This is a genomic window from Psychrobacter sp. AOP22-C1-C5, from assembly GCF_052378885.1.
Classification (GTDB): Bacteria; Pseudomonadota; Gammaproteobacteria; order Pseudomonadales; family Moraxellaceae; genus Psychrobacter.
This window is the reverse complement of sequence record NZ_JBQSYC010000003.1, coordinates 228905-250487: the sequence shown is the minus strand read 5'-3', so window position 1 is coordinate 250487 and position 21583 is coordinate 228905. Positions and strand designations below refer to the sequence as shown.

Here is a 21583-nt window from a genome sequence, read left to right as displayed (position 1 = left end):
ATGTAACCGCTAGCCCTGTGTCAGCCAAGATAGTAGCGAAAAGCAGGATCAGCTCCCCTATTTTAAAACCCAAACCCCAAACACAAAAAAGGTGAGCATTACGCCCACCTTTTTTTATGCCTAAAACAATACTCTAAACCAATTTAGTCTATCTTAACCAAGCTCGCGCATTACGGAACATACGCATCCACGCGCCGTCCTCATCCCACTCTTCTGGTTTCCAGCTGTGGTTATGGGCGCTCAAGTTACGCTCAGGATGCGGCATCATGATAGTGACGCGACCGTCCGTGCTACACAGACCCGTGACACCGCCGAGTGAACCGTTTGGATTGAGCGGATAGGTCTCAGTTGGATGACCTTGGCTATCGACATAACGCATCGCGAGCTGACCATGATTTGCCATACCGTCGATCTCGTTGTTGTCTAGCGTGGCATAGCCTTCACCATGCGCCACAGCGATTGGCAAGATGCTGTCTTGCATACCTTTGAATAAGATCGACTTGGTACGCTCGATTTTGACATTGACTGTACGCGCTTCAAAACGAGCTGATTTGTTAGCGATAAAGCGTGGGAAGTTTTCCGCGCCTGGGATCAAATCTTTTAACTGTGCCATCATCTGACAGCCGTTACAGACACCCAAGCTAAAGGTATCAGGACGGGCAAAGAAGCGCACGAACTGCATGCGTAGCTCGTCATGGAACAATATAGAGTTCGCCCAACCAGAGCCTGCGCCGAGTACGTCACCATAACTAAAGCCACCACAAGCCACCAGACCATCGAAGTCACGTAGATTGATGCGACCATTTAATAAGTCACTCATGTGTACGTCAACCGCTTCAAAGCCCGCTCGCGTGAAGCCTGCTGCCATCTCCGTCTGACCGTTGACGCCTTGCTCGCGCAGGATAGCGACTCTTGGTTTGTTTTCACGGCTGTTTAAGTACGGCTCTTCCACCTTTTGATTAAGATCGTAGTTTGGTGCAGCGATAAGTCCTTGATGGCTGGCATCACTGATTAAGTCATACTCTTGCTGTACGCACGCAGGGTTATCACGGCGGCGCGCGATCTGATAGCTGACCTGCGTCCATGCTTGCTGTAGCTCACTACGGCTAAAGCGTAAGGTGTCGTCACCCATGTTCAAAGGCGTTTGGATAAGCAGGCTGTCTTCTTCAGTGCTTTGACCGACGAGGCTTAGCATATCGCTGACATTAAACTCTTCTGCCAATTGCATGAGCGCCGCGACGTTTTCTGGTAATACCTGAATGACCGCCCCCAGCTCTTCACTGAACAGCTGACCCAGTAAGTTGTCATCGGTCAATGACAGCTTGATACCTTGACGACTGGTGAACTGCATCTCTGCGATAGTGGCCAGCAGACCACCGTCACCGATATCGTGATAAGCGCTGATGACGCCCTGCGCATTACCTGCTTGCACAAAGTTAAAGAAGTCGATCAAATCGCTTGGCTGTGCCAAATCTGGGCAATCGTTACCGAGTTGGCTAAGCGTTTGCGCAAGAATTGAACCGCCTAGACGCAGTTTGCCTTTAGACAAGTCAATACGGTAAAACGCGCTGTCACCATTGATTAATTCAGGCGTTAGCGTTTTTGCCACATCGACGACTGGAGCAAATGCGGTCACAACCAAACTCATGGGCGAAACGACAGATTTATCCGTGCCCTCTTCATCACCCCAGTTGGCTCGCATCGATAGCGAGTCTTTACCAACAGGAATAGCGATACCGAGTGCTGGGCACAGCTCTTCGCCAACAGCATGTACCGCATCAAATAGTGCCGCGTCTTCTGCATCATCACCGCACGCTGCCATCCAGTTTGCCGACATCGTGATATCAGATAACTGAGCGATACGCGCCCCCGCGATGTTGGTAATCGCTTCGCCCACTGCCAGACGGGCAGAGGCTTTTGGATTAATCAGTGCAACAGGCGTACGCTCACCGATACTCATCGCTTCACCAGTCATTGGCTGACCATCAATAGCGATTAAACCAGAGGCCGTCACTGCGCAATCTGACACAGGCACTTGATAACGACCCACGTACTGATCGCGCACGACCATACCTGTGATCGAACGATCGCCAATGCTGATCAAGAATGACTTGCTTGCCACCGTTGGATGACGCAAGACATCGGTAATTGATTCGGCCAAATCGACACTATCCAACTCTAACGCTGGCAGCGAAGTCTCTTGACGGCTAAAGCCGCGCTCCATCTTTGGCGTACCACCCAGCAATACTTGCATTGGCATATCAACTGGCTGCTCTGGTAGCAACTCATCATCGACGATAAGCTGACGCACGTCGGTTGCTGTGCCCAAAATGGCATACGGGCAACGCTCACGAGCACAGATGGCATCGAACTGATCTTTGCTCTCTGGGCGAATCGCAAGGACATAACGCTCTTGCGCTTCATTCGACCAGATCGCCATTGGCGACATGCCAGCTTCTAACGATGGAATCTTACGTAAGTTTAAATGCGCGCCCATTTCATGGTCATTGACCAGCTCTGGCATGGCATTTGATAGACCACCTGCGCCCACATCGTGTAGTGAGACGATTGGGTTGCCATCTTGACTGTTGTTGCTCGCGTCTACATCATTGCCTGCAAGCGCCCAGCAGCGATCGATGACTTCTTGGCAACGACGTTCCATCTCAGCGTTGTCACGTTGGACAGACGCAAAGTCCAAACCTTCATCTAATGAGCCACTATCGACAGAAGACGCCGCACCGCCGCCTAAGCCAATTTGCATGGCAGGGCCACCAAGGACGATCAATAAATCGCCTTGTTGAATGGTGTTTTTTTCGATGAGGTTGCGTTTGATGTTGCCGTAGCCACCTGCCAGCATGATTGGCTTGTGATAGCCGCGCATCTCACTGCCGTCTTTGGCCGCTGACGTATCAAGCTGGAAGCTGCGGAAGTACCCACAGAGATTGGGACGACCAAACTCGTTAGAGAAATTGGCGCTACCTAGTGGCGCTTCGGTCATAATCTCAAGGCTGGTGGCCATACGATCTGGCGTGCCATAGTCTTGCGTGCTTAGTTGACCGGACTGCTCCCACTTCTCAGACAGCTCTGGGATGTGTAGATGTGACACATGAAAGCCTGTCAAACCACCTTTTGGTTTACCGCCACGACCCGTTGCGCCTTCATCACGAATCTCACCGCCCGCACCTGTCGCTGCGCCTGCATAAGGGGCAATCGCTGTCGGGTGATTGTGTGTTTCGACCTTCATCAAGATATCGATGTCTTCTTGATAGAAGTCATAAGGATGGATTGAGCTGGCGTCCATCGCATCGGTCGGTACTGGATAAAAGCGCCAACCTTCAGACCCTGCCATGACCGCTGCGTTGTCTTTATAAGCGGACAAGATACCTTGCGGGTTGGACTGATACGTATTCTTAATCATCTGGAACAATGATTTAGCCTGCACTTCACCATCAATCGTCCATGACGCGTTGAATATTTTATGACGGCAATGCTCTGAGTTCGCTTGAGCAAACATCATCAGCTCAACGTCCGTCGGATTGCGACCTAATTCATTGACATAAGCATTCATCAAATAATCAATGTCTTCAACTGACAACGCAAAGCCAAATGTCGTATTGGCTGATTCTAGCGCCGCGCGCCCTTCGCCAATCACATCAATATGGTTCAATGACTCAGGAGCATGATCGTCAAACAGTTTGTTCACATCATTCAAGTCATAAACCAAGCTTTGCGTCATGCGGTCAAACAATAACTGCTCAGCAGCAGCTGGCAGTTTCTTATCAGCCGCACTATTATTAAGCGTTAAGGTATACACAATGACACGCTCAACGCGATTGATCTTAATTTCACAGTTATTAAAAATGTCGGTCGCTTTACTTGCCCAAGGTGAGATCGTACCAAAACGTGGACTAACGATGACTTGTAGTTGGTTATCTTGCGGGGCGTTAAGCGTTGTCGCTTTGTCGACAGCGAGCAAATCTAGCGCTTTTTTGTGCTCATCGCCGGAGAGTGTTCGTGATAGTACATATACTTGCTGCGTACTTATTTGGTTGACATTTAGCTCGGTTTTTTGCTGGAACTGACTGATGAGTTGCTGCGTCTGAAAATCGGTGAGAAACGGTTGTCCGGCGATGGTCATCATAAAGGCATAATCCGTAAGATCAAGGCATCTCTGCCATGCAAAGTAAATGGTTTGCGTATTATAACAAGAAGCCTTATAAGAAGCAGGTCAAAACCAAGATAAATTGCCTATACGGCATATAAATTAATAGTGCATAGATTTACTGTACCCAATCTTTCTACAGCAGCAAGCTTTAGTCGTGATCGTCACAATTTTTACTTAACCCTTCTATATCTTACAAACACTAACATCACATTACGGGCAACCCATATATCTATAGGGGTGTCTATCGGTACTCTTCAACTACGCAATAATCATAATAATGAATAGCAACACATTACTAAACTTCCTCCTCTAATAATTTTAATGCAATAAGGATATACCATGAATAAGCAAGAGCAACTCGATAAAATCCAAGCGGTAATTAAAGATGTAAAATTTGCCATGATGAGCACCGTCAATAGTAAAGGTGATATTCATGCTTGGCCAATGACGACCAGTGAAGCCAGTATCGGTGGCAAAGAAATCTGGTTCATCGGCGATAAGACTTCAGACGTTGTGAAAGACATTCAAGATAACCCAAAAGTCGGTTTGTCTTATGCCACTCAAGACGAAAAGAACTACGTGTCTGTCAGTGCCAACGCTGAGTTATCAACCGACAAAGACAAGTTGGATGAGCTATGGTCGCCAGTTTACAATGCGTTCTTTGAGCATGGTAAAGAAGATCCAAACGTACAATTGATTAAAGTCGTACCGCATGGCGTAGAGTGTTGGTTGAGCGGTAGCTCTACTATCAACATGTTTAAAATGGCCGCAGCAGCCTTACAAGATGGCAAAACTGCTGAAGGTATGGGCGAGCAGTTCTCAGTATCTTTATAATATAAAAGCAGGTATAAAAGCCTTTGTTATAAAAATCATAGTGCTATAAATTTTAGTGCTATATAGAGCGCCAATAAGCAGCCGTTTATTGGCGCTTTTTATGGAGTAAATCTTAATAGCTAAGACTATCGATATAAGTGATAAAGATAATATTACAAACCGTCACAGCGCATTACAGACTCCCTGTATAGTTTTATAGGTAGGTTTGGCTATAGTAATAGCTGGCTATAAAGTCATTGAAGTACTCATTAAAAACAATATTAACCAATAATTTTTAACGTCTATGAGATCAATTGGTAAAGACGTTCGAACCCTAAATATAAAATAGTAAAGGATAACTATAATGAGCAAACAAGAGCAGATGGACAAAATCCAAGCGATGGTCAATAAGATCAAATATACGATGATGACCACGTGTAATAACGAGAATCAACTTCACTCATGTCCGATGAATACCACTGAGACAAGTATTGGTGCCAAAGAAATTTGGTTCATCGGTCATACTCCTTCTGAGACAGTCGAGAATATTAAGAAGAACCCAGAAGTAAACTTGGCATATGTCAGTCAGGACGACAAAAACTACTTATCCATCGCAGGTAAGGCTGAGCTGGTTGAAGATCAAGAAAAACTCGATGAGCTATGGTCAGTGATGTACAACGCCTATTTTGAGAAAGGCAAAGAAGATCCAAGCGTCCAGCTTATCAAGGTCGTTCCTCATGGTGCTGAATATTGGGCAAATGGCAATGCGATAGCAAGCGCGTTTAAAATGACTGCTGCTGCCGTCACGGATACGGCTATTGAGAAGAGTTTGGGTGAGAATTTTTCGATAGAGTTGTAATATTTTACTAGTGTAATCTTAAGAATAAAAAACGCCAGTGGCTGATGCGACTGGCGTTTTTTATGTCTTATAAGATTGATACTTTATAAATTTAAACTCTTAACCGCTTTGCTTGAGATACGGCCAAGCGGCTTTTAGATAAATCATCATCGACCATAAGGTCAAGATTACAGCAGCCACCATCAGTACATAACCAATAGTCTCAAGCGATTGCCAGTTCAGCAGCAGTACCGTAATAGCTATCATTTGAAACGTGGTCTTGAGCTTACCGACGTAAGAGACTGCCACACTGGTGCTCTTGCCCAGCTCTGCCATCCATTCACGTAATGCCGATACAGCGATCTCACGTGAGATAATCACGATAGCAGCGATTGCCATGATGATGTTGGGATGCCACTGTACTAAGATTATCAGCGCGACTGCCACCATGAGTTTATCTGCGACTGGATCCAAGAAGCGACCAAAGGCCGACACAACATTTAGCTTACGAGCAAAATAGCCATCGAGCCAATCAGTAATTGCTGCAATGACAAAGACGCTCGTCAATAATAAATGACGCAATAAGCTGTCACTAAATTCACTCATACCTACCCGTGCGATCACGTTGTCTGAGATAGGAGGCAGGCCAATACCCATCGCAGGTGGCCAGTAAGCAATCGCTACAAACAGCGGAATCATCAAGATACGCGCAATTGTAAGATTATTGGGCAAGTTAAAAATACTTTTTTCACTGTGCACAGGCTTTGGTTCCTGCTCTGACATATGCCGCGTTGTACTCTCGGTCATGGAAAACCCAGTCTATGATGGACGTAAGAATGCTGGTTGCTAGCTTAGCACTTTTCACAGATGCCGTCATGCCATCTCTGTATTTTCCTTATTACCAGCAATGTCATAAAATATTTCTGTTGTCAGCTTCATGGCTATCTCAACCATTATTTTTGCTTAGATTCAGCATTCACTACACATAGCAGTAAATCATCACAAAGACCGCTTATTCTCATAACCTATAAGTCTCTGATAATGTAGTGAAACAGTTTATCGAGCGATGCCATATCAACAAATCAAGAAGAAACAGCACGTCAGTCATGATATTCTACTACTGGTAATACATCTGTACACTAGAAGTTGTAAGCAGATGTAAGAGTTCATTGAAATATGACATTTTGGTATTATCTTAATAATAAGAACAATAAAAATTTAATACTTACTCTGCTTTTTTGTCGCATGATAAGTTTCCTCAGCCCACAGTCTCCTCCTCTGTGGGCTCTTTTTTTGCCTATTAAACCACCTCCATCTCTTGTCCTTTAATTCTTTATCTGCGATTGACTGCCAGTTTGACCAGCATCTGCTCAAAAACTCAATCTTATAATCATCATAGTAATAAGACATAACGGTGGGCATTTGCATTGAATAGTCTTTAGATTATAAGTGCTGGCATGCAATAAAATACTTGCTAGATTAAGAGCTTACGTAAGATATTACTGGTCAAGTCCTGATAATCACTTGGACATATTTTCTTAGATCATCTAATGTGCGCATAAATATAGAGTCCAGCTCTATTCTTAGTTGCTCAATGGCTAACAATCCGTTAAAGTCGAATGAAATCAACTTTATAGATAAGACGCTTATTATCTATGATACTTACTGTCTATAAAGTATAAATGATCGATTTTTCACAAATAGTTTTATATGTGACGTCTTTAAGCCTGCCAAACCAGTTGACGCTGCCTTTAATCAACATATAACTCAGAAAAGGATTTCATTCATGAAAAAGCTACTATTAGCGGCAGCACTTTCTATTTTCACACTGTCATCCAATGCCGGTGTCACTACGGTAGATAATCCATTTGATAAAAACGTCGAGATTGACCATCCCCTATTCGCCAAAGGTAAAGGTGGTGCCGAGTGCAAAAACCTACCTAGTACTTGTGGGCAAATGGTTAACTGCGAACAAGCTAAGTTGGCATTAAAGTGTGGTAATACCAAATTGGATAGAGACAAAGACGGCGTACCATGCGAGTCCATTTGTCCCGGTGGTTAATTGGCCTAACATCCTTATCACTATCTGCATCGACTTCTGCACATAGTTACTTCCCACTACAACAACTACAAATTCTCCTTGGTCTTAAAGTTCTCTGAAAAGTGAAGGATCAAAAAGCCAACCACAGATAAGATAATCGCAATCTCATAACGACCGTAAGCGACTGAAATACCGATAGCGCCAGTATTCCAAAGACTGGCCGCTGTCGCTGTACCTTTTGAGCCTTTTTCATTCTTAAAAATAGCACCACCGCCAATAAATCCCATACCAGTAATGACGGCATACATAATTCTTGCCTCGCCAGCATCATTATAAATATCCATACCCACTAGCATAAAAGCACACGAGGCAATCGTCACCAAGGGGAATGTCCTGAGTCCGGCGCCATTGTCTTTCATCTCTCGATTGAGCGCGATTGGCAAAGACAGAATAAAAGCCACACTCAGTTGAAAAAAGTGATACCCCATCAGACCGAAATCAATATCGAATCCAAACATAGCCTGCTCTCCCTATCTTGTAAAAATGATCCCTTCACATCCATGTACTGCCCCATTGAGCGAATAATTCTATATTCCTATGGTCTTTTAGATGACTAAATTCATACTTGTCTATCAACGAGAGACAATGGCTTTGACCGTATCTTGTGCCATTTGAAAGCAGCTCTCGATATTGCCTTGTCCGCACCAATCGCCACTGACAATCCAGCGATGCTGCTGATCAATTAAGATGCCTAATACGTCGTTGTTTTCTTTACTTTGCGCATCAATGTCGGTGGCAGCATAACGCCAGCGATGACAGTCGACTTGACTGGGCGCACTATCAGTATTCCATCTTAACAACTGCTGCGCGGCTTGTAAAAGTTGTGTTTTCACGGTTTCGATATCGGCATCGACATGCGCTTGTGACCAGTCATTACGCGCATGAATCGTGACACTCGGCAGCAACTCGTCGTGTGCAGGCTTTTGATGCTCAACGAATATTCTGTCTAGTGGTGAATCATTCACATAAGCCACATCCCAAGGATCTTTCTGACTGTTTATAGCCTCAGGCAGTTGCTGTCCCGCATCCCAGCCCAGCATCAACGTATAGCACGCCAGCATTTTCGGTTTGAGAATATCGGCTTGCCGCGCAAACTCACTGTCTGCCATCAGCTCTAATGCTTGACCATTAGGCGCTGTACAAATCACCCAATCAAACCGGCCAAGACTAACGCCCGTTTCATCAAATAGCTCAGTTGTTTTATCGGTTTGGGTTGGTGCATATTGAGGCAATGGTGCCACACGTGTCTGAAACTTGATGGTCGTTTGCGTCAACTCATCTGCCAATGCTCGTCCCCAAGCCGTCATTTTTGGCGTGCTGACATAGCGTGGCTGCACCGTATTCCATTGCTCTTTGTGTTGGATATCAGGCAATTCTTCACTGCTAGCGGCTGGCGCTATAGTGACCACTTGCGCGCACCAAGATTGTAATAACCCTGTCTTGAGCCAAGGCGTGATAAACTGCTGAAACTGGGCAGTCTTGGCGGTAAAAAACTGCGCACCAAACGCCCATTGCCAGTTTTGCTTATTATCACTAGTAGTATGGCTATCGGTACGATAACGGGTGGCGAGACGCCCAACACTGCGCGACTTCTCAAAGATAGTAATGTGCGGGCTGCCGGACTTTTTTTGGTTTTGGTCTTGACTGAACGCACGCTCAAGTAATGTCGCCGTCAATAGCCCTGTGAGTCCACCACCGATGATAGCGATTTTTGGTACTGCCGTATCGGCAGGATGCAAAGAATGATTGGTCATAATGACAGTAAGCCTTGTATAGCGTTAAATAAAATTCGATTTATATAATCGATCCACTATAGAATAAATCCAGTGCTATTAAGATAAATTTTGCGCGGCCTCTGTCTGCGCACACGCAGCAAGCAAGGAAAATTTATCTTAGTAGCGCGTTGAGATACTTGTAATCATTTTACTTAGGACTAATTATAGTTTGTGAAAAAGACAGCTGCCCCTGAAGTAGTGTTCTGCTGGGATAAATAATATTGAACCCTTAAAACCCTTTGATAGCAATATCGTCTACGTAAAAAAGCCATGCTACCTTTCAGAACATGGCTTTTTTCTTTTGCCTTTAACAGCTTAGGATTAGCAATCGCTTATTTTTTGCGCTCCGCTTTGACCAGCTCAATCAGCTCATCAATCACAGAGCTATCCGCCAACGTAGATAAGTCGCCCAATCCATCATACTGCCCTGCGGCAAGATTGCGCAGGATACGGCGCATGATTTTGCCAGAGCGGGTTTTTGGTAGCGCATCGACGATATAGATCGTATCTAAGTTGGCGATCGGTCCAATCTCAAGGCGCACGTGGCGATTTAGCTCTTTTTTCAGGGATGTTGTCGCTTCTTCACCAGACTTTAGGATAATAAAGGCGCAAACACCTGTACCACGTATCTCGTGCGGCATACCGACAATTGCTGCCTCCGCTGTGGCAGGGTGAGCGACGACAGAGCTTTCGATCTCAGCCGTTCCCAAACGGTGCCCCGAAACGTTGAGTACATCGTCGACACGTCCAGTAATCCAGTAATGCCCGTCTTCATCACGCTGCGCCCCATCACCCGTAAAGTAGTAGCCGGGATAATCACTGAAATAAGTCGCCAAGAAGCGCTCATGGTCGTTATAAATCGTGCGCATTTGTCCCGGCCAGCTACTGTTAATCAGTAAATTTCCTTCAGCAGAACCTGCCAATATCTCGCCATCACCGTCGATGATTTCTGGCTTAATACCATACAGAGGGTTCATCGCCGCGCCCGGTTTGAGCGCCTCAGCACCTGGTAACGGTGACATAAGAATGCCACCTGTTTCGGTCTGCCACCACGTATCGACGATAGGGCAACGACTGTCACCAACGACATGATAATACCAGTCCCATGCTTCTGGATTGATCGGTTCACCGACCGATCCAAGCAGACGTAGACTTGAGCGATCCGACTCACGAACGAAGGCATCGCCCTCTTTCATCATTGCGCGAATCGCCGTCGGTGCCGTATATAAGACCGTTACATTGTGCTTATCAATGATATGCCCAATGCGCGCCCACGTTGGATACTCTGGCACGCCTTCAAACATTAAGGTCGTCGTACCATTGGCAAGCGGCGCGTAGGTTGAGTAAGTATGTCCCGTGATCCAGCCGACATCTGCGGTACACCAGTAGACATCATCGTCTTTGATATCAAAGACATCTCGGAAGGTAGACAAGGCATAAGTGAGATAGCCGCCAGTCGTGTGCACCACGCCTTTGGGTTTGCCTGTAGACCCTGAGGTATATAATAAAAACAGCGGGTCTTCGGCATTCATAACCTCAGGCTCACAGTGTATGGACTCGCCATCGACCAAACTGTGATACCAAGCATCACGGCGACCGCTCATCGGTACTGAGTTGCCCGTGCGGTGGACGACAATGACGTTGGTTACACTCTCAGTGCCATCCATGTCTAAGGCACGATCGACATGAGCTTTGAGCGGGGTACGCTTGTTGCCTCGTACGCCTTCATCGGCCGTGATGACGAGCTTTGATTGGCTGTCTATCAGACGATTGCCCAAGCTCTCAGCAGAGAACCCACCAAATACCACTGAATGCACAGCACCGATACGGGCACAAGCCAGCATCGCAATCATTGCTTCAGGTATCATCGGCAGATACAGGGTTACGCGATCGCCTTTCTCCACACCAAGCTTGCGCATGGCATTGCCTAAACGGCAGACGGCGGCATGCAACTCTTTAAATGAGATGATTTTATGGAGCGAAGGATGGTCGCCCTCCCAGATAATGGCGGGCTTATAAGGGTTGTGTTTAAGGTGTCTATCAAGGCAATTGACAGAGATATTCAACTCACCGTCTTCGAACCATTTGATACGAAAATCGTCTAAGTCATAGTTGACGTCGCTGATCTTTGTGGGTTTTTTTATCCAGTCAATCAGCTCGGCACGCTCGGCCCAAAAGGCATTATTGCTCTTGGGCGATTCGATAGATCGCTGATAGTCTTTGGTGTATTGTTCGGCTGAAGTGTTGGCAGCAGCGATGAACTCAGCCGCGATAGGAAATGATTTCTGTGTCATAGTATTCATCCTTTTTAGTTATTATAATCTGTATAAATAACCGTCGATAACGGTCGTTCGTGCAGATAATAAAAGTCATCTTCCATAACGTTTGACACTTTCTATAGCGTTCGATACTTTCTATCTATAAAGCTCTATCTATAACGCTTAACATCAGTTTGCCAAATAAGCCGAATGGTTGCAAGGCATCAACTGCCAATCATAACAAATCCTTTATACAACTATGGTCAAGCTGTTATCCAGTCACTACTGCATGACTAGGATGCGTTGGCAAGAGAACACTTAGTCCTTGTAACCTAATAGGAAATGTGGACAATAGCCACTCTAAGCCATCGTTTAAAATGATAAAATCACTCTGATTTTTAATGATTAACGTTTGATAACCATAGACGCCTAACTTTGTTACCCCCTTTTTACCTTTATTATTTTATGAGACCACAATGAGCAATCACCGCAACTCACAACCCCATACTCACTATGATGTGATCATTATCGGCGCGGGCGCGTCAGGGTTATACTGTGCGCTCACTGCCGGTCGCCGTGGTCGCAGCGTACTGGTGTTAGACCACGCCAATAAAGCGGGCAAAAAAATTCTGATGTCAGGCGGGGGACGCTGCAACTTTACCAATTATTTCGTCGAGCCTGAGTATTTTATCGGTGCCAATCCGCATTTTTGTAAATCGGCGCTGAGTCGTTACCCCAGTTGGGAGTTTATTGGCATGGTTGAGGCGCACCAAATTCCTTATCATGAGCGCGAGCACGGTCAGCTGTTTTGTGATGATTCGGCTCAAGATATTTTAACCATGTTGCTTGATGAGTGTGCGGCAGTCGGTGTACAAGTAAGGCTCAATGCACAAATCGACAGTGTTCAAGCGCTTGATAGTCTTCAAAAGATTGATAGAGAGGATAAAGCCCGTTTTCAATTAACAACCAGTAAAAAGCTAAATAAAAAAGACGTTGCGAGTGACGTTAAGTCTGCGCAAACGCGCTATAGCTGCGAGTCGTTGGTCGTTGCGACAGGCGGCTTGTCTATCCCAACCATGGGCGCAAGTGGTATAGGGTATGAGCTGGCACAGCAGTTTGGGCACACGCTTATCGCGACCGATGCAAGCTTGGTGCCCTTTACCTTTACCGATAAAACAGGCGAGCTGATTCGCGCGCTTGCTGGCATCAGCCTGCCTGTGATTGCGAGTAATGAGCGTATGTCTTTTAAGCTGCCCGTCTTGTTCACGCATCGTGGACTCTCAGGCCCAGCCATGCTCCAGCTCTCCAACTACTGGCAGACGGGCGAAACCATCCGTATCAATCTGCTACCAGACATCGATGTGACGGCTATGCTACTTGACCGCAAAAAATCGCACCCAAGACAACTGATTCGTACGGTACTGACAGACAACACTGACAGTGCACTGCCCAAAAAGTTATTGTCTGCGCTGCAAACCCATTTATGGGATGATATAAAAGACACTGAGCTTGCCAATATTAAAGATGAGCGCCTAATTGAGCAGGGTGATACGTTGAATGGCTGGACGCTAAAACCTTCTGGTACTGAAGGCTACCGTACAGCTGAGGTAACGCGTGGCGGTATCAAAACCGACGAGGTCTCCTCAAAAACCATGCAAAGTAACTTACAAGAGGGTTTGTATTTCGTCGGTGAGGTACTTGATGTCACAGGCTGGCTCGGTGGTTATAACTTTCAATGGGCTTGGGCCAGTGGTTTTGTTTGCGGTGAGGTTGTCTAACGAAGAATTCGGTTGTATAAATAATAAGACAGAGTCATTTCATCGCACGTTTTATGACTGGCAATCACACATATCATTTTATGAGGTAACAGATGCGTCCAATTAAACATATTCATGGTGATAAAGCGCCGCATTGGGTCGGCGATGGTTTTTTTGTAAGAACCCTTATCAATTATGCTGAAGACAACCCGACCTTTAACTATAGCCATACCGATCCCTTTTTACTATTTGATTATGGCGAGCCAACGATTTTTGCACCCAACGCCGATTATCAATCGCAGCCGCATGGAATTGGTAAGCATCCACATAAAGGCTTTGAAACCGTCACAATTGCGTACTCAGGCGAGATCAGTCATGCGGACTCTACAGGTGGTCGCGATGATATTTTGGAAGGGGACGTGCAGTGGATGACAGCGGGACGCGGCATCTCGCATGAGGAGTTTCACTCAGAGGCCTTTGGTCAGCGCGGCGGTGTTTTTAGTATGGTGCAAATGTGGGTCAATCTGCCAAGTGCTCATAAGCTTACTGAACCAAAGTATCAATCTATTAAACGCGCCAAGATACCAGTTGTTGAATTAAGAGACAATCACGCTACAGACAAGGCTATCGGTAAAGCCGCCATCATCGCTGGTGACTGGCAAGGTATCATAGGCGCGGCCAGTACGTTTACGCCCATTAATGTGTGGGACATTGAGCTGCATACTGCTGGCTCAACGACCCTTCATGCGCCAAACACGCACAATACGCTGTTGCTGGTGCAAGAAGGCGAACTCTTGGTCAATGGCACGCCAGCTATTGCAGGTAATTTGATTCAATTTGAAGCGCCCTCTCAAAGCAGAGCAGACACTCAAAACCCGCTAGTTTCTGACGCTTCTGTATCAGTGACCGATACGATTGAGCTGCACTACCCAGCCTCTACCGATGACGAACCATTAGCGCCTGTCAAAATTTTGCTGTTTAGCGGTGAGCCTATTGGTGAGCCTGTCGCAGGTCATGGGCCTTTTGTGATGAACACACAAGACGAGCTGCGCCAAACGTTCCGCGATTATCAAACCGGTCTTTTTGGTGAGTAGGTGTTACTTAACAATGTATGTTTTGATATAAAAAAAGCCCCCTGACTGTCTTAGTCAAGGGGCCTTTTCATATGCGTTTTTTATCTTTTAGCCATTAGAGTGGACTAATAAATCATTACGCTTGATCCAAAAATGGATAGTCTGTATAGCCTTCAGTACCGCCACCATAGAAAGACTCTGGGTGTTGCTCGTTAAGTGCGGCGCCTTTTTGGATACGCTCAGCCAAGTCAGGATTGGCAATATAGTCACGACCAAAAGCAACCGCATCGATGTAACCTGCCTTAATGTTCTGCTCTGCTTTTTCAGCCGTATAGCCACCAGCCGCGATAATTAGGTTATCAAAAGCATCACGGACTTTTTGACGGAATTCATCGCTATAAGGCGTACCACCTGCCCAATCTGGCTCTGACAGATGTAAGTACATTAACCCACGTGTATTGATCTGCTCAACCAACCAAACATTGTCGTCTTCATGGTAGCCAGCTTCCACATTGTTAAACGTTCCAAGTGGAGAAATACGAATACCAACATGCTCGGCGTCCCAAGCGGCAACACAAGCGTCAATGACATCTAGCGTTAAGCGTGCGCGGTTCTCACGGCTACCACCGTATTCATCGTTACGCTGATTGGTCTGCTCAACCCAGAACTGATGCAATAAATAACCATGAGCACCGTGAATCTCTACCCCATCAAAACCCGCTTCTTTCGCATTTTTGGTTGCCTGAGCAAAATCAGCAATCACTTGCTTGATTTCATCAAGCGTGGCTGGACGCGGCGGCGTTGCATCAACACGAATGGCCTGATTGTCGCTATCACGAAGAGAAGTACGGATACCAACGTCAACATCAGAGGCAGAGATGGGCGCTTTGCCATCAGGCTGTACGCTTTTATGCGACACCAGACCTGTGTGCCATAACTGTACGACAATCTTGCCACCTTTAGCATGGACATTATCGACGACCGTTTTCCACGCAGTTATTTGGTCTTGGGTATGGATACCAGGCGCGCCAGCATAGCCTTTTGCCTGAAAAGAAACCTGCGTCGCTTCAGTAATAATTAAACCAGCGCCCGCGCGTTGTGAATAATACTCTCCTGCAAAGGGAGTCGGTACATCGCCTGGTTCAATTGAACGAACACGCGTCAGTGGTGCCATGATAATGCGATTTTTTAGGGTCTGCGTACCCATTTTGACGGGTTCAAATAAGATATCGTGTGCCATAAAGTGTCCTGTTTTTTATCAATTATAAAAATTATTTATAGTCAAAAAATGTATTAGAAATGCTTATAAAAGCATAGGTCAGTATGCTCTTACTGGTTTTCTTTATAAGGGATAGATAAAGTTATTCAAGGAAAATTTACAAACAAAAATATCGATACGGCATGATATCGGTATTGATAATACTCATTATTCAAGTCCTCTTATCATGATATTAAGCGTATGACTTTAATAAGACTTGCCAACAATGTCATAGATTAGAAAAGTTGCTATATACTTATAACTTTTAGACAAACAATTGTTATGCTTATTGTGGTTATTATGGTTTTAGCACGTATTTAAAGGATGCTGCATATGCAAAATCTTCAGTTCTCATGGACAACAGTGGGATTGACAGCCAGCCTAGTTCTTGGCATGAGCGCTTGCCAACCTCAGGCAACAGAGTCATCTATATCAAATGAAGCAGACACTACAGAGCAAATCGCTCAAAAACCAGCGATAGAAGCACCGCTCAAATCAGTCACGGCATCAGCGTCAGCCATAGACGCCAAAACCTGCTTAGCGCTAAACGATGCCATGCAAAAAGTAAACAACGAGAGCAACATTGAGGCTATTTATGCTGTTCAACAAACGTTAAAAAATTGTTTGCCAACTGCTAGTAATGCTGAGGTAATAGCGTTATTAAAAAGCTATCAGGCGATGTATAGGCGGTTTTTAGCAAGTGATTTAGATTCAGAAGCGGACTACGAAACTTTTAACAGTGCTATATATGAGCTGTATTATGGTGAGGGCTTATCATCAGCACAATTAAAGACATTAACGCCACATGACCAGTATTTGGTCAGTCTCGTTAAGAGTGACGCGGATATCAGTATATATGATGAAGGCGAAGGGTATTTTTCCTTTACCCATGACTTACAAGCCATGGTAGACATCTTTGCCCCCTATCTGCGTCCAGACCAGCGCGATTTTGTCCAGCGCATGGCAACAGACAATCAAGAGAGTTTTTGGAGCGATGCGTCGGTTACGGTAACATTTGAGGCGTTGGTTGATCGAGCGATGTTTTGGGAAGATTATATTAAGCGTTATCCAAATGGTTACGCGGTGGCGGACGCCAAGTCTTTATTAGACTTTTATCGTTATATCATATTCTTTGGATCAGACAACACACAATGGACGGATGATGCGATACGTGAGTTTATTGAACCACAAGATAGACAAATGATAGTTCAGTTAGTCAGACGCCCCAATAGCCTTTTGGCCAAAGACGCACAAAACTTCCTTAAATTTTTAACACTGTCCGATAACGAGCGTCAAGAAAAATACCCTATCCCTAGAACTCCTGATAATGATAGTACCTATGAAATAAATGAAGGGGCAGCAGCACATTATCAGTTAGATGAGGCGATGCAAATTCCTTCTATATGGGACGATTACCAGAATAGTCGCGATTGTATGAATGGTATTTTTTGCCAAGATCCCGATAGCGAATAAAAAATAATTAAGCATACGTCTTAGTTAATCATAGGGCAGTAAAACAGTTATAGTTTTAGCATCTTCTTAAGCGACAGCTCCAAAGACAAATACGTACCAAACAGTATCACCACTGAACCGATGATCGCTGGCGTGTCCAAGGCCTCGCCCAGCAATAAATAACCCAAGATAATCGCAAAGATAGGAATAACCAACGTAATACTGGTCGCTCGCATTGGCCCAATGCTTTTAATCAACTGATTCATAAAAATCAAAGCGATAGCGGTCGAAAACACTCCGATACAGATGACAGAAACCCACGCCATTAGACTGATGCTCTTGCCATATGGGAACTCGTAAAACGCAACGGGTAGCATAATGACACTACCGATAATAAGCGAGCCTGCGGTAATTGCCACTGGCGAGACATTATCCAAGTAGTTTCTGGTAATGTTTGCGCCAACGGCATAACCCACACATGCCAATAAGGCGTAACCCATCGGCCACAATCCTGAACCTGACGTCGCCCCTTCCCCGCCAAACAAGCTTTCACTCATTAAAATGATGACGCCGATAACCCCAATGACGAGGCCAAGTATTTGTCTTTTTGAGAGTCTGTCTTTAAAAAACGTGCTGGCAATAAAACCACTCATCATGGGTACAGAAGCGTTGAGCACTGATAATACACCCGCGTTCACTGAGCGCGCCGACAACGAAAACAGCACAAAGGGAATGGCCGCAGAAAACAGTCCGACCAGCGTCAATACTTTCCAATTCTCACGGATGCCCTGTCTGTTTTTCTTTTTTAATAACACAAAAACCAACATGGTAAGTCCTGCCAAAATAACCCGCAGACTAGCAAAGGCTAATGAGCCAAACTCGGGCACGCCCACGCGATAAAAAATAAAAGACAGCGACCACATAAAGGAGAGTGTAATAAAAATAATGAGGTCACGGTTGGTCATGGGATTATCCTATCGAGCGTTGGACGGCACTGGCATATGTAAAAAATGCTCGGTCGTAAAAGTGGCATGCGCTAAAAAAACCACGATGATAACTTTTTACGCGCTCAATGGGTGTTGTATTTTTTGTATTTATCGAGGGTTTTTATCTATAAATCGACCTGGCCCAAACTATTCTCCCTACCAACCACCCATTGAATTCCAACCTCGCATCAGTAAAAATGGGGTTATCTAATTTATAAGCTTATTGATAAAATCCAAATCAAAAATATATTCTAAAAAGGATAAATAATGAACCTGCGTATTTTAAAATCTGCCGTGACCAATCCTTGGTTTAACCTTGCGACCGAAGACTGGATCTTCCAAGCACTGGATGCCCACTCGCACACGCTATTTTTATGGCGCAACTCTGAAACCGTGGTGATCGGGCGCTCACAAAACCCGTGGGTGGAATGCAAAATCGATAAGATGGAAGCAGACGATGTGTTTTTGGCACGTCGTCAGAGCGGTGGTGGCGCCGTGTTTCATGATTTGGGCAACACCAACTTTACCTTTTTATCACCCAAAGATAGCTACGACCAAGAAGCGAATTTCACAATCATTATCAATGCGCTAAAAAAATTAGGTATAGATGCTGAGCTGTCTGGTCGTAACGACATGCAGGTTGGTGAGCGGAAAATATCTGGCAATGCCTTTAAACATGCAGCCGATCGCAGCTTTCATCATGGGACATTACTCGTAAATGCCAACATGCAAAAACTGGGCGATTATCTCAATCCTCATCCGCTTAAACTCAAAGCCAAGGGTATTAAATCAGTACGCGCCCGCGTCGCTAACCTCGTTGAGTTTAATAAAGATATCAATCACGAAAACTTATCCGATGCGATTATCGAAGCATTCTGTGAATATTATGGCGAAACTGCGCCAGTAGAAGAGTTGGATGAAGCCAGCCTTGCAAAGCAGCCGACGCTCAATAAATACTATGAGCAAATGGCAGATTGGGACTGGCGCTTTGGCAAAACCCCTGAGTTTAGCCACCACATTGAGACGCGCTTTGATTGGGGCATTATCGATATGCATCTCGATGTGAAGCAGGCTATTATTACTGAAGTGGTCATTTTCTCCGATGCGCTGAATGTTGAATTGATTGATCTGTTGCAACAGACCTTGGCTGGCGTTAAATATAATAAAGACGATATCAAAGCGAGGTTTGATGAACTAAGTCAAAGATATCCTGAATTGACCGCGCAAATTGACGATGTATCAAAGTGGCTGATTGGTGAGATGGAAGGTTAGATTTTTGCTCGTTATTATTATTCAGAAAATCAGTCTAACTTTCTTTACACTCCTATATCCAATGACTTCCAGATTCAACATAAAATGAAACTGCTATATGAGCTTAAACTTAGACAAACTTAAGTTTGATATTTATTGCTTTAGCCATCTATAATGTCTTGCAAATAATAGATTCGTGATCAGAATCTAAACGTTGAGCATTCTATTAAGGTGGCACTATGGCAGCCTATATCACCGTTGGCGCAAAGACCTCTCACGGCGGGACAGTAATCACTGGCTCACCGCACACCACTCATAACGGTATCCCCGTCGCTCGCAAGGGCGACCAAGTCATGTGCAAAAAATGCAAAAAGGTAACCACCATTGTGAGTGGTGACGCTTCTTTTGTGGTCGATGGTGCACCCATTGCACGCGGTGGCGATGTGACGAGCTGCGGCGCGAAACTCATTGCCAATCAGCAAGCGTTTGCGGAGTCGGACTTTAGTGTAGGGAGTGTTGCGCAGGCAGCACAAATTAAGCGAGGAGTCGAAGATTTTATTGATAAAGTCATGGGTGAGAAACGTTACGATGATATTTTCCAGCTTATCGATGAACTAACTGGTGAGCCACTGAGATCTGTAGAATACATTATTGAACATGCCACTGGGGCTATAAACGGTAAGACAGATGAATATGGCAATACCAAAAAAATTGAGCTATCACAAGCCACTACTGTCAACATCAAAGTTCCTGTTCAAAGTAATAATAGTGACGCAAACTTTAAAATATTTACGCATAGTTTGACACCTACAAACGACACCAGCACTAAACAGTTCAAATTACAGACTAAACGTGCCTTAACAATAGGAGAAATTGATATGGCAAAGCTCGTCTTTGCTGAATCAATCGATTATTCCGATGTCTATATACATAACGACGAGTTTTTGCCTTTTGGTTTGCAAAACGACAATACAGCAATGACACCTAATGGAGAAATTTATTTTCCAACAGGGCTTTATCGTGAGGATTACTCTATAGCAACCGGAGCTGATGCTAGTTTAAGACATTTATTTATGCATGAGATGGTACATGTTTGGCAACATCAGTTAGGCTACTCGGTAATGATAAAAGGTGCCTTGCTACATCCATTGTGCAAACTGACTGGCTGTGACCCCTATAATTACGTACTAGATTCTTCCAAGGCGCTGGGTGATTATAATATGGAGCAGCAAGGCGATATTATTGCAGATTATTATTCTTACTTTCATGATACTGATATCAATAGAATTGTTAGTCTATCAGGTACGCATTACATGACAAATCAGAACATCTATAAAATCATACTATCGAATTTCATTAAGGACCCTTCAGATGCAAACTTACTACCTTAGATGTCAGTTATTGATAGTTGCAACAGTTTTTCTGAATCTCACAGCTTGTGAGAGCAACCCGTCTCATAGACCAACTATTGGCGGCGCCATTAAGCTGGTAGATAATAAAGAGAAAGGATTGTGCTTTTTACCAAATTTTGAGACTGCTTATCTAACGTCAACAAAGAAATATGAAGACTTAAAGTTTATAAATCTATCTTATGTAGACGTAACACGTGGCGATGATCCATTATCTAATAAATTAGTATGGCAAGCATCTACAGCCCCTAATCAATTTTATAAATTAAAAGAAGGAGAAAGTATCTGTATGAATCAGCATTCTTCAGAATTGAATGTAAGAAAGTATAATTTTTTGAATAATGACAAATATACGGTGACAATAAGAGGGATGGATGATAAAAAAGAGTACAACTTAAGATTTATTGAAAGATTTATTTATCCAATTAAATAAAAACTCTCTTTATA

General features: G+C 44.6%; 16 protein-coding genes. 9 read left to right on the top strand and 7 right to left on the bottom strand.

What is annotated here, in order from left to right; all coding sequences use genetic code 11:
- Positions 1-148: 148 nt before the first annotated feature.
- Positions 149-4141, bottom strand: coding sequence for a phosphoribosylformylglycinamidine synthase (gene purL, locus ACT3TH_RS05830; protein WP_444754907.1), 3993 nt, complete (start codon positions 4139-4141; stop codon positions 149-151).
- Between the two features lie 363 nt (positions 4142-4504).
- Between purL and ACT3TH_RS05825 the strand changes: the two genes are divergently transcribed.
- Together ACT3TH_RS05825 and ACT3TH_RS05820 are read left to right on the top strand one after the other, a co-directional pair.
- Entirely contained in the window at positions 4505-4999 is a 495-nt protein-coding gene (locus ACT3TH_RS05825) for a pyridoxamine 5'-phosphate oxidase family protein (RefSeq protein ID WP_444754906.1), read from the top strand.
- Positions 5000-5342: 343 nt separating this feature from the next.
- Complete coding sequence (locus ACT3TH_RS05820) at positions 5343-5837, top strand: pyridoxamine 5'-phosphate oxidase family protein (RefSeq protein WP_444754905.1); 495 nt, start codon at positions 5343-5345, stop codon at positions 5835-5837.
- Between the two features lie 99 nt (positions 5838-5936).
- Here the strand turns inward: ACT3TH_RS05820 and pgsA are convergent, their stop codons facing one another.
- The gene (pgsA, locus tag ACT3TH_RS05815) at positions 5937-6599 is read right to left on the bottom strand and encodes a CDP-diacylglycerol--glycerol-3-phosphate 3-phosphatidyltransferase (RefSeq protein ID WP_444755117.1); all 663 of its coding nucleotides are present in this window, start codon (positions 6597-6599) and stop codon (positions 5937-5939) included.
- A gap of 1003 nt (positions 6600-7602) precedes the next feature.
- Between pgsA and ACT3TH_RS05810 the strand changes: the two genes are divergently transcribed.
- On the top strand, positions 7603-7878 hold the full coding sequence (locus tag ACT3TH_RS05810) for an excalibur calcium-binding domain-containing protein (RefSeq protein ID WP_444754904.1): 276 nt from the start codon (positions 7603-7605) through the stop codon (positions 7876-7878).
- Positions 7879-7943: 65 nt separating this feature from the next.
- On the opposite strand, the gene ACT3TH_RS05805 is transcribed toward ACT3TH_RS05810, so the two are convergent.
- The 3 genes from ACT3TH_RS05805 to acs form a co-directional block, all read right to left on the bottom strand.
- Positions 7944-8375 (bottom strand): MgtC/SapB family protein, encoded by a 432-nt coding sequence (locus tag ACT3TH_RS05805; protein ID WP_444754903.1) that lies wholly within the window; start codon positions 8373-8375, stop codon positions 7944-7946.
- A gap of 114 nt (positions 8376-8489) precedes the next feature.
- A complete protein-coding gene (locus tag ACT3TH_RS05800) occupies positions 8490-9671 on the bottom strand; it encodes an NAD(P)/FAD-dependent oxidoreductase (RefSeq protein ID WP_444754902.1) in 1182 nt (393 codons plus the stop codon).
- 353 nt (positions 9672-10024) lie between these two features.
- Positions 10025-11986 (bottom strand): acetate--CoA ligase, encoded by a 1962-nt coding sequence (gene acs, locus ACT3TH_RS05795; RefSeq protein ID WP_444754901.1) that lies wholly within the window; start codon positions 11984-11986, stop codon positions 10025-10027.
- Positions 11987-12426: 440 nt separating this feature from the next.
- Here acs and ACT3TH_RS05790 point away from each other — a divergent pair, with 440 nt between their 5' ends.
- A complete protein-coding gene (locus ACT3TH_RS05790) occupies positions 12427-13728 on the top strand; it encodes an NAD(P)/FAD-dependent oxidoreductase (protein ID WP_444754900.1) in 1302 nt (433 codons plus the stop codon).
- A gap of 92 nt (positions 13729-13820) precedes the next feature.
- Positions 13821-14801 (top strand): pirin family protein, encoded by a 981-nt coding sequence (locus ACT3TH_RS05785; protein WP_444754899.1) that lies wholly within the window; start codon positions 13821-13823, stop codon positions 14799-14801.
- A 115-nt stretch (positions 14802-14916) separates the two neighbouring features.
- Here the strand turns inward: ACT3TH_RS05785 and ACT3TH_RS05780 are convergent, their stop codons facing one another.
- Entirely contained in the window at positions 14917-16020 is a 1104-nt protein-coding gene (locus ACT3TH_RS05780; protein ID WP_444754898.1) for an alkene reductase, read from the bottom strand.
- A 351-nt stretch (positions 16021-16371) separates the two neighbouring features.
- On the opposite strand from ACT3TH_RS05780, the gene ACT3TH_RS05775 reads away from it, so the two are divergent.
- Positions 16372-17511, top strand: a complete 1140-nt coding sequence (locus ACT3TH_RS05775) for a hypothetical protein (protein ID WP_444754897.1) — start codon at positions 16372-16374, stop codon at positions 17509-17511.
- A 47-nt stretch (positions 17512-17558) separates the two neighbouring features.
- Here ACT3TH_RS05775 and ACT3TH_RS05770 read toward each other — a convergent pair whose 3' ends face one another.
- The gene (locus tag ACT3TH_RS05770) at positions 17559-18455 is read right to left on the bottom strand and encodes a DMT family transporter (RefSeq protein WP_444754896.1); all 897 of its coding nucleotides are present in this window, start codon (positions 18453-18455) and stop codon (positions 17559-17561) included.
- Between the two features lie 288 nt (positions 18456-18743).
- Between ACT3TH_RS05770 and ACT3TH_RS05765 the strand changes: the two genes are divergently transcribed.
- The 3 genes from ACT3TH_RS05765 (at position 18744) to ACT3TH_RS05755 (ending at position 21569) form a co-directional block, all read left to right on the top strand.
- Entirely contained in the window at positions 18744-19748 is a 1005-nt protein-coding gene (locus tag ACT3TH_RS05765) for a lipoate--protein ligase (RefSeq protein WP_444754895.1), read from the top strand.
- A gap of 218 nt (positions 19749-19966) precedes the next feature.
- Entirely contained in the window at positions 19967-21118 is a 1152-nt protein-coding gene (locus tag ACT3TH_RS05760; protein ID WP_444754894.1) for a PAAR domain-containing protein, read from the top strand.
- Positions 21099-21569 (top strand): hypothetical protein, encoded by a 471-nt coding sequence (locus tag ACT3TH_RS05755; protein ID WP_444754893.1) that lies wholly within the window; start codon positions 21099-21101, stop codon positions 21567-21569. The genes ACT3TH_RS05760 and ACT3TH_RS05755 overlap by 20 nt, the downstream gene beginning before the upstream one ends.
- The last annotated feature ends 14 nt before the right edge of the window (positions 21570-21583 follow it).

What these genes read in the sequence shown, in the direction of transcription:
- acs (WP_444754901.1), bottom strand. Translation starts at nt 11,986, where the DNA reads ATGACACAGAAATCATTTCCTATCGCGGCTGAGTTCATCGCTGCTGCC.
- ACT3TH_RS05785 (WP_444754899.1), top strand. Translation starts at nt 13,821, where the DNA reads ATGCGTCCAATTAAACATATTCATGGTGATAAAGCGCCGCATTGGGTC.
- ACT3TH_RS05805 (WP_444754903.1), bottom strand. Translation starts at nt 8,375, where the DNA reads ATGTTTGGATTCGATATTGATTTCGGTCTGATGGGGTATCACTTTTTT.
- ACT3TH_RS05820 (WP_444754905.1), top strand. Translation starts at nt 5,343, where the DNA reads ATGAGCAAACAAGAGCAGATGGACAAAATCCAAGCGATGGTCAATAAG.
- purL (WP_444754907.1), bottom strand. Translation starts at nt 4,141, where the DNA reads ATGATGACCATCGCCGGACAACCGTTTCTCACCGATTTTCAGACGCAG.
- ACT3TH_RS05770 (WP_444754896.1), bottom strand. Translation starts at nt 18,455, where the DNA reads ATGACCAACCGTGACCTCATTATTTTTATTACACTCTCCTTTATGTGG.
- ACT3TH_RS05775 (WP_444754897.1), top strand. Translation starts at nt 16,372, where the DNA reads ATGCAAAATCTTCAGTTCTCATGGACAACAGTGGGATTGACAGCCAGC.
- ACT3TH_RS05800 (WP_444754902.1), bottom strand. Translation starts at nt 9,671, where the DNA reads ATGACCAATCATTCTTTGCATCCTGCCGATACGGCAGTACCAAAAATC.
- ACT3TH_RS05765 (WP_444754895.1), top strand. Translation starts at nt 18,744, where the DNA reads ATGAACCTGCGTATTTTAAAATCTGCCGTGACCAATCCTTGGTTTAAC.
- ACT3TH_RS05790 (WP_444754900.1), top strand. Translation starts at nt 12,427, where the DNA reads ATGAGCAATCACCGCAACTCACAACCCCATACTCACTATGATGTGATC.
- ACT3TH_RS05760 (WP_444754894.1), top strand. Translation starts at nt 19,967, where the DNA reads ATGGCAGCCTATATCACCGTTGGCGCAAAGACCTCTCACGGCGGGACA.
- ACT3TH_RS05780 (WP_444754898.1), bottom strand. Translation starts at nt 16,020, where the DNA reads ATGGCACACGATATCTTATTTGAACCCGTCAAAATGGGTACGCAGACC.
- ACT3TH_RS05825 (WP_444754906.1), top strand. Translation starts at nt 4,505, where the DNA reads ATGAATAAGCAAGAGCAACTCGATAAAATCCAAGCGGTAATTAAAGAT.
- pgsA (WP_444755117.1), bottom strand. Translation starts at nt 6,599, where the DNA reads ATGTCAGAGCAGGAACCAAAGCCTGTGCACAGTGAAAAAAGTATTTTT.
- ACT3TH_RS05810 (WP_444754904.1), top strand. Translation starts at nt 7,603, where the DNA reads ATGAAAAAGCTACTATTAGCGGCAGCACTTTCTATTTTCACACTGTCA.
- ACT3TH_RS05755 (WP_444754893.1), top strand. Translation starts at nt 21,099, where the DNA reads ATGCAAACTTACTACCTTAGATGTCAGTTATTGATAGTTGCAACAGTT.